This window comes from Pseudoalteromonas sp. Angola-7 (assembly GCF_028599255.1).
In the GTDB taxonomy this organism is placed as follows: domain Bacteria; phylum Pseudomonadota; class Gammaproteobacteria; order Enterobacterales; family Alteromonadaceae; genus Pseudoalteromonas; species Pseudoalteromonas atlantica.
On sequence record NZ_JAQREL010000007.1, the window covers coordinates 176329 to 190267 of the forward strand.

12 protein-coding genes and 1 tRNA gene are annotated in these 13939 nt (G+C 41.6%); 4 read left to right on the plus strand and 9 right to left on the minus strand.

The genetic code is table 11. The annotated features are described in order from the left end of the window. Positions 1 to 118 precede the first annotated feature (118 nt). Positions 119 to 1387, plus strand: a complete 1269-nt coding sequence (locus PSH50_RS11900; protein WP_029772473.1) for an outer membrane protein transport protein — start codon at positions 119 to 121, stop codon at positions 1385 to 1387. Positions 1388 to 1492: 105 nt separating this feature from the next. Here PSH50_RS11900 and PSH50_RS11905 read toward each other — a convergent pair whose 3' ends face one another. The 3 genes from PSH50_RS11905 to pepA all read right to left on the minus strand — a co-directional run bounded on the left by PSH50_RS11905 (position 1493) and on the right by pepA (position 6627). Beyond that, on the minus strand, positions 1493 to 4345 hold the full coding sequence (locus PSH50_RS11905) for a valine--tRNA ligase (protein WP_121637037.1): 2853 nt from the start codon (positions 4343 to 4345) through the stop codon (positions 1493 to 1495). Between the two features lie 55 nt (positions 4346 to 4400). Continuing rightward, the gene (locus PSH50_RS11910; RefSeq protein ID WP_024031635.1) at positions 4401 to 4847 is read right to left on the minus strand and encodes a DNA polymerase III subunit chi; all 447 of its coding nucleotides are present in this window, start codon (positions 4845 to 4847) and stop codon (positions 4401 to 4403) included. 268 nt (positions 4848 to 5115) lie between these two features. Further along, on the minus strand, positions 5116 to 6627 hold the full coding sequence (pepA, locus tag PSH50_RS11915) for a leucyl aminopeptidase (RefSeq protein ID WP_029772475.1): 1512 nt from the start codon (positions 6625 to 6627) through the stop codon (positions 5116 to 5118). A gap of 308 nt (positions 6628 to 6935) precedes the next feature. Between pepA and lptF the strand changes: the two genes are divergently transcribed. Continuing rightward, positions 6936 to 8048, plus strand: coding sequence for an LPS export ABC transporter permease LptF (gene lptF / locus PSH50_RS11920; protein ID WP_024031637.1), 1113 nt, complete (start codon positions 6936 to 6938; stop codon positions 8046 to 8048). Beyond that, on the plus strand, positions 8045 to 9112 hold the full coding sequence (gene lptG / locus PSH50_RS11925) for an LPS export ABC transporter permease LptG (protein WP_031289389.1): 1068 nt from the start codon (positions 8045 to 8047) through the stop codon (positions 9110 to 9112). The genes lptF and lptG overlap by 4 nt, the downstream gene beginning before the upstream one ends. Before the next feature lie 297 nt (positions 9113 to 9409). Here lptG and PSH50_RS11930 read toward each other — a convergent pair whose 3' ends face one another. Continuing rightward, positions 9410 to 9910, minus strand: coding sequence for an RDD family protein (locus PSH50_RS11930; RefSeq protein WP_004588476.1), 501 nt, complete (start codon positions 9908 to 9910; stop codon positions 9410 to 9412). Positions 9911 to 10216: 306 nt separating this feature from the next. On the opposite strand from PSH50_RS11930, the gene PSH50_RS11935 reads away from it, so the two are divergent. Further along, positions 10217 to 10301 (plus strand) — tRNA-Leu (locus tag PSH50_RS11935). Between the two features lie 254 nt (positions 10302 to 10555). Here PSH50_RS11935 and PSH50_RS11940 read toward each other — a convergent pair. From PSH50_RS11940 to PSH50_RS11960, 5 genes are all read right to left on the minus strand, one after another. Continuing rightward, positions 10556 to 11329, minus strand: coding sequence for a polysaccharide deacetylase family protein (locus tag PSH50_RS11940; protein WP_273587944.1), 774 nt, complete (start codon positions 11327 to 11329; stop codon positions 10556 to 10558). Next, entirely contained in the window at positions 11326 to 12045 is a 720-nt protein-coding gene (locus PSH50_RS11945; protein WP_273587943.1) for a GDSL-type esterase/lipase family protein, read from the minus strand. The genes PSH50_RS11940 and PSH50_RS11945 overlap by 4 nt, the downstream gene beginning before the upstream one ends. Positions 12046 to 12123: 78 nt before the next feature. After that, entirely contained in the window at positions 12124 to 12417 is a 294-nt protein-coding gene (locus tag PSH50_RS11950) for a hypothetical protein (RefSeq protein ID WP_273587942.1), read from the minus strand. Further along, entirely contained in the window at positions 12417 to 12884 is a 468-nt protein-coding gene (locus PSH50_RS11955) for a DUF4405 domain-containing protein (protein WP_273587941.1), read from the minus strand. The genes PSH50_RS11950 and PSH50_RS11955 overlap by 1 nt, the downstream gene beginning before the upstream one ends. Positions 12885 to 13074: 190 nt before the next feature. After that, entirely contained in the window at positions 13075 to 13830 is a 756-nt protein-coding gene (locus tag PSH50_RS11960) for a TonB-dependent receptor (protein ID WP_273609646.1), read from the minus strand. Positions 13831 to 13939: the final 109 nt, after the last annotated feature.

Below are 13939 nucleotides of genomic sequence, written 5' to 3' on the forward strand. Positions count from 1 at the left end.
GGTGTTTTTTGTCGCTTTGTTACAGTTTTTTATAAAAAATTAAGGTAGTGTAGCCAAGTTTAAAATCCTAATAACAACACATAGATACCCAAACGCTTGTTTGGTTAAGGACACAACAATGAAATTTTCTAAAACTCTTATTGCAGCTTCGCTTGCATTTGTTTCGGCTGATAGTTTTGCAGCCGCGTTTCAATTAGCAGAGCAAAACGCGTCAGGTTTAGGCCGTGCATACGCAGGTGAAGCATCTATCGCAGATGATGCGTCTGTTGTTGCTCGCAACCCTGCATTAATGACTTTATTTAAAGATAAGCAACTTAGTGTTGCTGCTATTGGTGTAATTCCAGATGTGAGCTTAGAAGGGACGCAAACCAATAACGGTATTGATCCAAGTGCCCTAGATGATGACAGCATAGCACCAAGCGCAGTTGTACCTGCCGCTTACTTTACTATGCCGTATAACGATAAAGTATCGCTAGGTTTTGGCGCGTTTTCTAACTTTGGTTTATCTACAGAGTTTAACGATGACTACGTAGCGGGCCAAATTGCAGGCGAGACAGAAATTTTCACCGTTAACCTTAATGCAAGCGTTGCTTATAAAGTAACTGAGCAATTTAGCTTTGGTATTGGCTTAAACTACATTTATGCAGATGCAACCGTAATCCGTAAAGTAGGCGCTAATACAAGTGGCTTTGATTTTGGTGCTGATGCAGTAAACCTTCAAGGTGACGACACTGGCCTAGGTTTAAACGTTGGTTTAATGTACCAACTAGACGAAAATAGCCGTTTTGGTTTTAACTACCGCAGCGAAACAGACATCACATTTGAAGGTGATTTCTCAAATGACTTACCAGTAGCAGTAGGCGGCACTGGTGGTGCACAACTACCAGGTTCTGTAGAGCTAACCTTACCAGCTATCGCTGAGTTTTCTGGTTCTCACCAGTTAGATGAAAAACTTGGCTTACACTACAGCGTATTATGGACAGGTTGGAGCAGCTTTGAGTCACTAGAAGCGCAAGTAACTGCACCAACAGGCGACAAGTTTGTTGCATTTGAAAAGCAAGAGCAGTTTGACGATGCGTTTCGTTACTCTATCGGCACAGATTATCAATATAACGAAGACTTACTACTTCGTGCAGGTGTAGCGTTTGATGAGTCGCCAGTATCGCAAACTCACCTATCTATCTCTATCCCTGATACAGACCGTTTTTGGTTCTCGTTTGGTGGTAACTACACTATCGACACGCAATCAAATGTTGATTTAGGTGTAAGTATTATTCGTGGTAAAACACAAACATTTACTGAAGCTGATGAGTCAGGCAGTGAGTGGGGCTTTGAGTCTAAAGGTCACGCTGTACTTGTTGGCGCTCAGTACAACTACAAGTTTTAATGTAGCGGTGCCTTGTGGTTAATCGCAGGGCACAAAAAAGCCGCTCACTTTAACAGTGAGCGGCTTTTTTAATGCCTGCTAAATTGCTTTAGCAGGCAACTAAAATTATAAGCTTTCTATTTTAGTTTTTTGCTCAAGTAGCTTGGTTTTGGCATCAGTGAATTCAGCTAATTTAGCATTTTCTTTTGCAAGTACTGCTTCTGGTGCGTTATTTACAAACTTTTCGTTAGCCAGCTTGTTTTGCACTTGGGCTAGGCCTTTTTCTGCTTTTTCGAGTTGCTTGTTTATACGTGCAAGCTCTGCTTCAACATCAATTAAGCCCGCCATAGGGATCATAATTTCAAGGTTGCCAACATAGGATGTTGCACACGCTGGTGCATCGTCTTTGTTTTCAAGCAGGGTGAACGATTCAAGTTTAGCAAGCGAGGCAATAAATGACTCGTTCTCGTTAATACGGCGCACATCATCGCTTGATGCGTTAGCTAGCAACACGTTAAGTGGCTTACTAGGGCTAATGTCCATCTCACCACGAATAACACGAATTGCTAAAATAAACTGTTTAACCCACTCTAAGTCGTCCATAGCTTGGGCATCAACGTTTGCTTCATTATAAACAGGGAAGCCCTGTACCATGATGCTGGTGCCTTTAGTTTCAAGCCCTGCAAGTGGTGCAACGCGCTGCCAAATAGTTTCGGTAATGTATGGCATCATTGGGTGCATTAAGCGCAGTAGGCTTTCTAGTACCGTAATGAGTGTATTACGTGTACCACGTTGCTGTGCTTCATTGCCTTTAAATAATACCGGCTTAGTCAGCTCTAAGTACCAATCACAGAACTGGTTCCAAGTGAATTCGTAAAGTGTGTTAGCGGCTAAATCAAAGCGGTAGTTATCAAGGTGCTCAGTGTAGGTTTTAACCGTTGCTTCAAATTGACCTAATATCCAACGATCTGCTAATGAGAACTCTTTTTGTGCATCGTTGAAGCCACAATCTTGCTCTTCTGTGTTCATTAATACGTAACGGCTTGCGTTCCATAGTTTATTACAGAAGTTACGGTAACCTTCTAGGCGGTTCATATCCCAGTTGATATCACGACCGGTTGATGCCATTGCTGCAAGGGTAAAGCGAAGCGCATCGGTACCGTGTGCTTCAATACCATTTGCAAATACTTTGCGCGTGTCTTTTTCGATTTTAGCGGCAAGTTTAGGCTGCATCATGTTGCCAGTACGCTTTTGTACTAAATCTTCAAGCTCGATGCCGTCAATCATATCTAGTGGGTCAAGTACGTTACCTTTTGACTTAGACATTTTATCGCCGTTGTCATCACGTATTAGGCCAGTAACATACACTGTTTTAAACGGCACTTGCGGCTTACCATTTTCATCTTTTATAAAGTGCAGCGTCATCATGATCATACGCGCAACCCAGAAGAAAATAATATCAAAGCCCGTTACTAACACGTCAGACGGGTGGAAGGTTTTTAAATCATCCGTGTTCTCTGGCCAACCTTGCGTTGAGAACGTCCACAGCGCAGATGAGAACCAGGTATCAAGTACGTCTTCGTCTTGGCTTAGCGCAACATCATCGGCAATGTTGTTGTCGCGGCGTACTTCAGCTTCATCGCGGCCAACGTAAACGTTGCCTTCGCTGTCGTACCAAGCTGGAATACGGTGACCCCACCAAAGCTGGCGTGAAATACACCAATCTTGTACGTCGTTCATCCACGAGAAATACATGTTCTCGTATTGTTTAGGCACAAACTGAATGTCGCCATTTTTAACGGCATCTTTTGCAGGTTCTGCAAGTGGTGCAACACGTACATACCATTGGTCGGTAAGGAGTGGCTCAATAACCACACCAGAGCGGTCGCCGTAAGGTACAGTTAACGCATGGTCTTCGATTTTTTCAAGTAAACCAAGTTCTTCAAATTCTGCGATAATCGCTTTACGTGCAGCAAAACGGTCTAGGCCGTGTAAGCGCTCAGGAATTGGCGCATCAAACTCAAGTTCTTTACCGTCAAAGGTGTATGTTTCACCTTGGCTTAGAATAGCAGCGTTTTTATCGAAAATATTGATCATTGGCATTTTATGACGCTTGCCAACTTCGTTATCGTTAAAGTCGTGTGCTGGGGTGATTTTTACACAACCCGTGCCTTTGTCTTTATCAGCGTGTTCATCTGCAACAATTGTGATACGACGATTTACGATAGGCAGTAAAATCTCTTTACCAATTAAATCTGTGTAGCGTTCGTCATCTGGGTTTACTGCAACACCTGAGTCACCTAGCATGGTTTCTGGACGTGTTGTTGCTACGACAATGTAGTCTTTGCCGTCTTGTGTTTTAACGCCATCAGCAAGTGGGTAGCGCAAATTCCACATGTGGCCTTGTTTGTCTTTGTTTTCAACTTCAAGGTCTGAAATAGCTGTGTGTAATTTTGGATCCCAGTTTACTAGGCGCTTACCGCGGTAAATTAGGTTTTCTTTGTGAAGACGTACAAAGACTTCTTTAACCGCTTCAGATAAGCCATCGTCCATCGTAAAGCGTTCACGGTCCCAATCAACCGATGCGCCAAGACGGCGAAGCTGTTTAGTGATAGTACCGCCAGATTCGTTTTTCCATTCCCAAATTTTATTAATAAAATCTTCGCGGCCTAAATCGTGACGTGTTTTACCTTCTTCAGCGTGTAGTTTACGCTCAACCAACATTTGCGTTGCAATACCCGCGTGGTCAGTACCTACTTGCCATAATGTGTTGTTACCTTGCATACGCTTAAAACGCGTAAGGGTATCCATTATTGTATCTTGGAAGGCGTGGCCCATGTGCAAGCTACCGGTGACATTTGGCGGCGGGATCATGATCGAATACGGTACGCCTTGGCCAGATGGCTTAAAGTAGCCTTTTTGTTCCCAGTCTTGGTATAGCGACTGTTCAATATCTTGCGGATTGTAGGTTTTATCCATTACACAGAACCTTAAATAAGTACTTAAATTAGTTGGTTAGCTTTATCCTAAACGGCTAGCTATTAATCTCTTGCGTGCTGATATTGGCACCAAGTTGGCGCAGCTTTTTAAAGCGCTCACGAGCGGCTTGTTTAGCTACAGACTCTACTGGTACAAAATCAAAAACTTGGCTAAAACGCCTAATAAAATCAGGCAGGTTATTAGCTAAGTTAATTAAAACGTTACGTTTGCCAACAGGAGGCGTGGTGCCTATTTCTACTGGTGCGCCGGCTTTAGGGCCTTCGCCTTGCAGGTTATGCGGCACAAAACTGTCGGGATCAAATGCCCAAATGGTTTCGTCAATGGCATAGGCGGTGTGTTCGTTATCTACAAAAATAAATACACGATGCCCTAATCGATACTGCTCTGCGGCAATTTGAGCTGCTAAAGCAAAATGATCATCAGCCTGCGCTTTAGATTCATCTTGTTGCTTTAGAACGAAAAATTGAGCATTCATGTTCATTGTATCGGGGTTTCCCATGACATTGAATGTGCACATAGTTGATACACATAAATTAAGAGGCAGATTTTGCCATATAACAGGGTTTGCTTCAATTAATACCCAGATAATTACAGCAATAAAAAAGGCGCCAAATGGCGCCTTAATACAAGTTAAATAACCTAAGCTCTGGTTAAAATATTTTTGCCTATGGCAAATAAATTTAACGTTGTTAGCGCTAAAAATATCTGCTGAGTGGCTTTTCTAAATAAGGCTCAGGTTAATTAGGTTATTAGTCGTGCGTAGCTTCGCTTACACCCGCTCGGTTTAATAAATACTGAGTAAGCATAGGAACAGGGCGACCTGTTGCGCCTTTTTTAGCACCACTGCGCCACGCGGTACCGGCTACGTCTAGGTGAGCCCAGTTATACTTTTTAGTAAACTTAGATAAGAAACACGCTGCGGTAATAGTACCAGCAGAGCGCCCGCCTAAGTTTGTAAAATCAGCAAATGGGCTATCGAGTTGATCTTGATAGTCATCCCACAGTGGTAACTGCCATGCACGGTCGCCACTTTGCTCAGACGCTTTTAATAAATCATGCGCAAGTGGGTTGTGGTTTGACAGTAAACCTGTTGCGTGTGCACCAAGGGCAACAATACATGCGCCTGTTAGTGTTGCTACGTCAATTACTGTATCTGGGTCAAAACGCTCAACGTAAGTTAACGCATCACATAATACTAATCGGCCTTCGGCATCAGTATTAAGCACTTCAACGGTTTGCCCCGACATTGTTGTTAAAATATCGCCAGGGCGATACGCATTAGAGCTTGGCATGTTTTCACAGCCGGCTAAAACGCCAATTACGTTAATAGGCAGCTGCATTTGTGCCAGTGCGCGCATAGCGCCAATTACACCGGCTGCGCCGCCCATGTCGTATTTCATTTCATCCATGGCTTCGCCTGGCTTAATTGAAATACCGCCCGAGTCAAACGTTAAGCCTTTACCTACTAGCACAATAGGCGCTTGCTCATCGCTTGCACCTTTGTAGTTAATAACCGACATAACCGATTCGTTATCACTGCCGCGACCAACTGCTAAGTACGAGTTCATACCTAGTTCGGCCATCTTTTCTTCGCCAATAATATCAACGGTGATGTTGTCAAAATTGCTAGCCAGCTCTTGCGCTTGTTCGCCTAAATAAGCAGGGTTACAAATATTAGGTGGCATGTTGGCTACGTCTTTACATAGCTTACTACCTGCGGCAATGGCTAAGCCATGCTCAATAGCGCTTTCACCAATGGTCAGCTCGCGACGTGTTGGTACGTTAAACACAATTTTACGAAGTGGACGACGAGGGTCTACTTTTTTGCTTTTTAGCTGGTTAAATGTGTATAGGCAATCTTGTGTTGTTTCTACCGCTTGGCGAACCTTCCAGTAGGTATCACGACCTTTAACGTGTTGCTCTGTTAAAAAGCACACCGCTTCCATTGAGCCGGTTTCGTTTAAGGTATTAATTGTTTTAGAAATTATTTGCTTATATTGCTTATCATCAAGCTCGCGCTCTTTACCACAGCCAACAAGCAATACGCGCTCGCTTAAAACGTTAGGTACATGATGCAATAATAACACTTGCCCCGGCTTACCTTCTAGGTCGCCACGGCGTAGTAAATTTGAGATATAACCATCGCTGATTTTATCGAGTTGTTCACCAATGGGGGATAACCTACGTGGTTCGTAAACGCCAACGACAATACACGCGCTGCGTTGTTTTTCTGGGCTACCACTTTTTACGTTAAATTCCATTGTTACTCCTGGTTGTGAGTCATATACGTTATTAATTGGGGCTAAAAAAATAAAATCTAGTCTTCGCTACGTAACTTATGTAGAGATAATCTTAATTTTAGCTGATTTTTTCTGACTCTTACTGTGTAATTGAACTTTATATGTTTAAGGGCTACTAATGCAACAATATATCGTGCACTTAGGTAGGATAATTAATTTTGTTAGCTTATAATAACGACTTATTTACCAGATAAAACTGGGTAAAATAGCTACTTTATTATCAAATTATCACTATTGTAGTGAAATTCTATGTTTAACAGGGGCGAGCATTGCTTATTTTTCGTTATTTGACCGCTGAGGTTTTAAAATCGCAGGTCGCCGTATTTTTAACTTTAATGACCATTTTTGTGTCACAAAAGTTTGTGGTTATTTTAGGAGATGCCTCTGAAGGGAGCATTCCTGCCAAATTAGTATTATCGATGATTGCGCTTAAACTGCCGCAATTAGCTTCGCTGATCCTGCCATTGAGTATATTTTTGGGCATTATTTTAGCCTACAGCCGCATTTACGCCGACAGCGAAATGACCGTTCTTAAAGCCTGTGGGGTGAGTGAATGGTATGTGGTACGCGTTACTTTAATTTCGAGTGTGGGTTTGGCTATATTAGCAGCCTCTCTTACCATGTACCTTGCGCCGTGGGCGAGTGAGCAAGAGTACCAATTAAAAGAGCAAGCCAAAGCCGATGCGGGTTTATCTGCGTTAAGGGCTGGGCGGTTTCAACAAACCGGTAATGAAAAAGCCGTGGTGTTTATTCATAACATTGAAAACGGCGGTAAAGAGCTTAACAAAGTATTTGTAGCGCAGCTGCCAGATACCGAAAAAGATGATCTTGCACGTTTAGTGTATGCCGAACAAGGTGTGGTGGTAGAGGCAATAAACGGTGAGCAACAATTAGTGCTAACCGATGGCAAACGCTACGAAACCGATGGCAAAACACCGGCTCTTAATTTAACGCAGTTTGATGGCTACAGCGTACAAATACGCGAGCAAGAAATAGAGCATCAGCGCCGTAAATTAGAAGCAATACCTACTAATCAACTATTGCCACTCAATACCTCTGAATCTATAGCCCAGTGGCAGTGGCGTATTGCAATACCGCTTTCTATTCCGTTACTAACGTTAATAGCAGTACCGCTAAGTGTGGTTAATCCGCGCCAAGGTAAGTTTGCTAAATTAGTGCCAGCCATTAGCTTGTACTTAGGTTATTTTATCTTACTCAATGCTGCAAAATTTGCCGTAGAAGATGGCAAAATACCGCCTTCAATTGGTTTGTGGTGGATTCACTTGAGCGCTTTATTTATAGGTAGTTTATTAATTATAAAAGGTCGCCCATTGGGCGCCTGGCTTAAAGCCGTTGTAACAAAACGGGAGTTAAGCGCATGATGAAAACACTCGATTGGTACTTAGGCCGCAGCATTTTACAAACCACCGGATTTGCTTTGTTGGTGCTAGTAGGGATTAGTACATTAATTAAGTTTATTGATCAGCTAAAGTCGGTTGGTCGTGGCAGCTACGATTTAATGACCGCAACGCTTTACACTTTTTACAGTATGCCGGGCGATTTAGTTATATTCTTCCCGATGGCGGCGCTTATTGGTGGCTTAACAGGCTTAGGTGCACTGGCTTCAAACAGTGAGCTGGTGGTAATGCAAGCTGCGGGTATGTCGCGCTTGCAAATTATAGGCTCGGTAATGAAAACCGCCGTGTTTATGGCTGTGTGTATGATGGCTCTTGGTGAGTGGGGCGCACCAGAGGCGCAACAACACGCCAAAGAAATGCGTAATCAGGCAATTTATGGCGGCGACGTATTCAATGCACAAAAAGGCGTATGGGCTAAAGATGGCAACAACTTTATTAATATTGAAGATGTAGATCAAAACGGCCGTTTAAACGGTGTGCACATGTATCAATTTGATAAGTCACTCGATTTAACTCAAATAACCAAAGCTAAAGTGGCCATTGGTCGTGATGAAGGTTGGTTATTACGCGATGTAAACAAGGTTCATATTAGCGATGAGCAAATAAGCAGTGAACACATTGATGAAGAGTTTTACCCTTCGCAATTAACGGGCGAAAAGCTTGGTGTTGTATCGGTAAAGCCTGAGTCGCTTTCCTTTACAGGGCTTTGGTCGTACTTAGGGTATTTACAGCAAAATGAGCAAGATACCAGCACCTATGAGCTGGCCTTGTGGCGTAAGCTAATGCAGCCTGTGTCTGTTGCCGTAATGCTACTGGTTGCACTGTCGTTTATATTTGGCCCGTTACGTACCGTTACTATGGGTGCGCGTATCATTATGGGTGTAGTAACGGGAATTGTATTTCACTTAATAAATGAGATATTTGGCCCTGTGGTAATGGTTTATCAAATACCTGCTATTATAGGCGCGGTATTGCCAAGTATACTATTTATAGGCTTTGCTACGTACATGATGAATAAGCGGGTATAGCCGTTATAAGCGCTTATTTAATACTAAAAAGGTGACCTATGGTCACCTTTTTTGTTTTTATAATGCGTTATTCAAAAACTAATACCATTCAGCTTAATTAAGTGATCAATTTTGTGGCTGGAAAAACCTGTTGATAGCTAGGAAAAAAATCGCTATTTAGTTGTTCTCGGCAATTGCTCCTGCATTGCTCTACCTTCTGCATCCATGCAGCCGTAAATGAGAATTTTTTAACGCAGGTAGCGACAAGTTAGCTCAGCAAAATAATTAAGTATTATTGCGCATTGGTATAAATGGGTATTAATCTAGCTCGCGGTAAATACGTTTGTTTTCTTCTTTTGTAAGAGTAATTACCTCAGTTTTTGAGACATAGTCTTGCAGCGCTTTTTTGTTTTTAAAATCAATTAATACCACAAGATTACCTAAACCAAGCAGGGCACTAAGGCTGCGAACAATAGACTGCGGCCAACTAATTAAGTTTCCTTCACTAGTTTGTACTTTTAAACGCCATGCGCGCATGCCAATAGTTTGCCCGCTTTTAGTCCAAAAATAGCCAAAAAATACTAAAGTAACAATAACAAGTAGGGCGCTTCGAATACTCGACAGCAGCAGTGACTCTTGAATAAGTGCCGATACATCTTCAGCACCATTTAAACTAATAACATCAAGTGAAATAAGCCCTTGTACGGCAAACAAATAGAGCACAACCGTTAACATAGCAAACGCAATAATAGCTAACGTATCATAAACTAACGACGCAAAACGACGCCAAAAACCAGCTCGTGGAAACTCACCCGACATAAATACACTCTCACTGTTAATATGCGCGCTAGTTTAGCAAAAAAGCTCACAAATACTAAGCGCTATAGTTCAGTGATATACCTTGGCGTTACTATTAGCTGTATTTAATACTTCAACCAGTAAACGACATTTTGCACAGACTGTCTAAATGTTAAGCGGTTGATCAGGCTAATGTCATAAAACGCTTGCTGCCACCCCTATTGTTTGTATAATGCTTGGCATAGAGACGAAGGCACATAAATAATCCTGAGCTCTAAAGTGGTTTTTCTTTATCTTCTCGTGTTTAGAAGGTTAAAGAAAAATGACGCCAGCGTGATGAAATTGGTATACATGGGGGATTCAAAATCCCCTGCCGAAAGGCGTGCCGGTTCGAGCCCGGCCGCTGGTACCACTTTTTATGACCCTAACCAAATTGGTTAGGGTTTTTTTATGTCTGAAATTTGTGTTGGGACGGACTCGAGGCCACTCAGAGTGGCGCTAATATCAGTGGTAGTCCGCCCGCTAGGTGAGAGTGAACCGAAACGAAGTTTCGCAGTTACTCGAAGTGAGTTAATAGATGAGGTATGGATACTGCTTCAGGATGAATTAATTACTCTTACTTCATTTAAATGGGCTTATATGAGCTTTACTTAGCACTGCTCACGCTTATTTATTCTCTAAAAACGCGATGAACTCTCCAGCCGATACATACCAAATATCATCTTTATTTGAGATTGTTTGAACGAGCTTTTCGGCGTAATCCCAGTTGTTATTTACTGTGTTTTTATCAAATTCCCACGAATGACCCCAAATCATCATGACAGTGAGCTTATTGCTTTTAAGCGCAATATATTGCTCTATTAATGGCATTGCTTTTGAGTGGTGAACGGTTGGATTCCATGCCATGTAGTTGGTAGGGAGTTTAAAATTAAGGGTGTCGTTTACTGTTCGGGCATTAGTAAAGCCCGCTTGCTTTACTAATTTCATAGCGGCTTTATCGTAAGAGCCTAAAGGGTATGCAAAAGACTGCAAGGGGCTGCCTTTTATGGGAGATAGAATGTGCTTGTCGCGGGCTAATTGTAATTTTAATTCTGCTGTATCTAAGCCCGCAAAGCCCGGATGTGAGTAACTGTGGCTTGCTATTTCATGGCCTTTATAAAGTGTTTTTACTTCACTTTGCTTTATATATTCGCCCTCTTTACCGGTAAAGGCTTTCATCCACGGTAGCTTTTTAGCAAATAATCCTGAGTTTAAATTAAATGTGCCAACAACCTGGTACTTATTAAATAGTTCCACGAGCTTTCTGTCTTGTATAACGCCATCGTCGTAGCTAAAAATAACAGCTTTAGTCGCGCCGTTAGGGTAGCTTTTTACAGGCGCTTTACTGGCTGCACACGTAAAGCTTGCCGCCATTAATATAGCAATTAATAAACTCTTCATTTTAAGGTTTTCATTATTGGCGCAAGTTGTTTAGCCCAAAGGGCGTAGCCTGACTTATTTAAATGGGTGCCATCGGTCGTGAGCGTTTCATTAAGCGTGCCTTGAGGGCCTAAGAATGCGGTGTGTAAGTCTATATAGGTAAAATTTGCGTGCTCAATTGCTTTGATTTGTTGGTTAACGGTTTGCGCCATTTGCGTAATAAAATTGCGATGATCGGGCAAAATACTTTGTACATAAATTTGTGTATTTGGGAGTGAGTTATTGAGCTGAGTCACTATTTTTTCGATATTGTTGCTCACCGATGCTAAGTCTTTAACTTGCTTTATATAATGGTAATTAAAAATATCGTTTACACCAATTTTTAAAAATATAGCTTTAGGTGGGGCTGCTTTTAATTCGTTTAAACGCGCTAAAACACCGTAGGTCATATCGCCACTAATACCGCGGTTTCTTACGCGTAGGTCGTTAAACCGTATGCTCCAATTTAGCCCTTGCTCTGTAATGCTATCGCCAATAAATACAATATCGCCTTTGCGTAAAGGTTGTAGCTTAAAATGGGCTGTACGCTCAGCATAGTGGTTTTTTAGCCATTGCGATTGAAAAGGAATTGCCTTTTCGGCATTAGCTTTAAAGCTTATTAATACAGCACCTATAATTAATGTGCCAAGTAGAAAAGTGATGTGTTGGAGTGTGTAATTACTTGGTTTATAACTCATAAAAACCTGCGCTTATAGACATACTAACTTAGCAATGTATATATAAACGCCGGTTTTTGATACGTGTTGCATTCGTATTCAGACTTTGTTTTTAACCATCCTTTTTATTAAGCCTAATAGTTTAGCAATCCCTAAAGTAAGTAACATCGGTACGCCTATTAAAATAAGCTCTTTTACAAAGGGTAAAATGTACATCAAAATAGGGGCTATTTTCGGCTTTTCACCCTCAGCTGCACCGTGGGAGTATCCCTGCTGATTTATTTGTGCGGCCCAGTTGGTAAGCTCTAAACTAACCAGTAAAAGGCTCACTAAAATAGATACAACTAACACAATGCTGGTGCGGGTTTTCCACTGTTGTTTTAGGTGCTTCATTATTTAGCCTCCTTGGCAAACATGCGTTTAGTCAATTTTACTATCCAAGAAAAATTAAGCGCTAAATGCACACCTAGCATGGGCATAATAAAGGTGGCTGAATTGTGATGTATTTTCGACCAAAAGTCTTGAATGTTTAAACTAATATTAAGTGCGGGTAGTAGAGCCACCGACACTAAAAAGCCGCTTACAAACACTAATAACATCATTAAATAAAGTAGGTAATCCCACACTATATTAAAGCGCTCACGTGCTGTTATATTGGCAAATAAACGGCCAAAACTGCGTGTTACCCAATCCCAGTGCAGTAGTAAGTGAATAACAAAAGGGATAATAAAAAATAGGCTAAACCATTCGTGTAAAGGGATGCCGGTGGCTTGAGGTGCACTTACTAGCATAAAGCTAATAAGCAGTAAGGTGTCCATTACATAACGGAACTTTTGTAAGTTTTGTTTCCAATCAGACATTATTGACCCTGAAATAATTTATTGTTCTAAATGAGAGCCTTTTTAAGGCAGATAGCGACACGTTTAGCCCCTAAAAATGATTAAGTATTATTGCGGATTGGTATGATTGATGCTATTTAAGGTACGCCCCCCTTAAACAGCAAAAGGCTCGATAAAATATTGAGCCTTAAATCATGCGCAAGTTATTAAATTAAAAAACGTAAGACGCGCTTAATTTAACATTACGACCCGCTTCGTAATCTTGCACTGTGTCGCTTGAGTATGAAGCGTGAGAGTAATACGTTTTATCAAAAATATTCTCAACACCTAAGGTCATGCTTAGTGCTTCAAGCTGGCTTGGTAGCCACTGCATGCTGATGTTATGAACCTGATAACCCACTTTATGAATATCAGCACCGCTTGATACTGAGTCATCAGTTCTGTTAACTAGGCTGGTCCAGTTAAATTTCAAGTCGTATTTTGGTACTTCGTAGCCAAGGTTTAGTGAAATGCTATCACCTACTTCATAACGCAGTTGCTCGCCAGTCTCTAGTTGTTCAGAGTCTGACTTAGAGTAACTTAAACGCGCACTAAATAGCGCTTTACGCAGTGAAAGTGTTGATTCAAAACCATCTATATCGTAATCACCCGAGTTTTCATAGGTACCAATTGGGCGACCTTTACCAATTGCCCAGTTGTCTATGTAATCTTCAATACGGGTTTTAAACAGGTTTAATGAAAAACCAAATGAGTCTAAGCCCATAATATTTTGATCTTTAAAGGCAAAACCAATGGCGTTATTTACACCGGTTTCTGCTTTTAGGTCTTTATCAAAGTTAGTACTGTAATCAACATAGCTTTCGCGCAGGCCAGGACCTTGAAACAGCTCTGTAGAGCTTGCGTTAACACTCCAGTTATCGTTAATTAGGTATTTAGCCGCTAAACCAAACGTTGGTATGACTCCCACTGTCAAGTTAAACGCACTGATCCCTGCCTAACTTTTTAAGCCATAATTACTTTAGCTCGAATTAGAGCGAGTTAATACATAGGATGAAGCAAGTAATGTCGTCGGTTAT